This is a genomic window from Bacillus sp. GMs2/2 (assembly GCF_050172095.1).
Taxonomy (GTDB): domain Bacteria; phylum Bacillota; class Bacilli; order Bacillales; family Bacillaceae_G; genus Bacillus_A; species Bacillus_A cereus.
The window spans coordinates 1-1,219 of sequence record NZ_JBNLYE010000709.1 but is presented as its reverse complement, the minus strand read 5'-3'; the positions used below and the strand labels follow the sequence as shown (position 1 = coordinate 1,219).

Genomic DNA, 1,219 nt, shown 5'->3' with positions numbered 1-1,219 from the left:
CAAAATCCCAATCGAATTCACTATAGTCTTTTATCCAAAATATATTTTCAGTTGGTAAAATATTTGCACGTTTAGATTGAATTAAAGGTAATCGATCTATAGGTGAGTGTAAAGTTATTTCCGTATTCAGCTTGAGCTTTTGGCTAGCTCTTAGTACGTATACTAGTTTTAACAGCGGACGTATCCCTCGTTGAAATATATCTATATGTCCTAAATCGTACATTATATTAATTGCGTGGGAGTATGTAAGCAAATGCCCAATTAAATCATGATGTGATTCCGCTCGATAAATACTATTAAATTTCGATAACTCATTTAAAATGAACTGAGATACTTGTGTTGGATTACTCAATTCACTTTGTATCTCCTCTTCAAAACTTAATTGTTTTACTTCTTTCGTCGTATAACCAATCCACGATCTACCTGGAATTGTTTTTCGAAATGATAAAATAAGAGTAGTAATCCCTTCAATTGCTTGATTATCACCCCATTTTTGTAGCTCTTTCATAGCTAATAAACTTAATGACGCATAAATGACGTTATGCCCCACCCAATGAAGCTCATCAATCGTTTGTTCTAAAGATTTTATAATCATATTTTCCGCAATTTTAAAATCTATTTCTTTTTTATCATCAATCATCTCACCAATTTTTTTCTTGTTCAGCATCATCCTTGTTTGCGAATACATATTACGAGCTGTTTCTTCATCAATATTATTATCTTTCATAAAAAAATAACTAGCAATTGCAGCTGCTCCAAAATGCGCATGCCAAATATCATTTGTTTCTTTTTTACATTGAGAAATAATTGAAAGGCCGCCTTTTAAAATACTTTTGTTTTCCATTTTCTTTCTCCTCTAGTTAAAATCACTATATTTTCATCCTAAAGATGGTGTCAGTACAAATAAAATGTGATTCGATTCATCACTTTTATTCAAAAATCGATGCTTCACATTTGGTGGAATACGTACAACATCGCCTTCTTCTAAAAAATATTCTTTTCCCTCCAATTCTACGTACACTTCCCCTTTCATAATAACAGCAATCTCTTCCTTATCTTCATGGGAATAATGACTTTCTGTTGTGTTTGCTTGTTTATTTAAATCCATCATTAACATTTCAATACGTGCTTTCATAAAATCAGGTGTTAATACATCATATACAATATGATCATTGTTTTCCCGATATACTTTTTTTCGATCTTTTTTCTTAGAAATGAG

At 31.2% G+C, this 1,219-nt stretch carries 2 protein-coding genes; both read right to left on the bottom strand.

What is annotated here, in order from left to right; translation table 11 throughout:
* A partial coding sequence (locus ACQGS6_RS28890; protein WP_426966066.1) for a hypothetical protein occupies window positions 1-844 on the bottom strand: 844 nt, incomplete at its 3' end.
* Window positions 845-877: 33 nt separating this feature from the next.
* Window positions 878-1,219: cupin domain-containing protein (locus ACQGS6_RS28885; RefSeq protein WP_426966065.1), on the bottom strand; the 342-nt coding region annotated here is incomplete at its 5' end.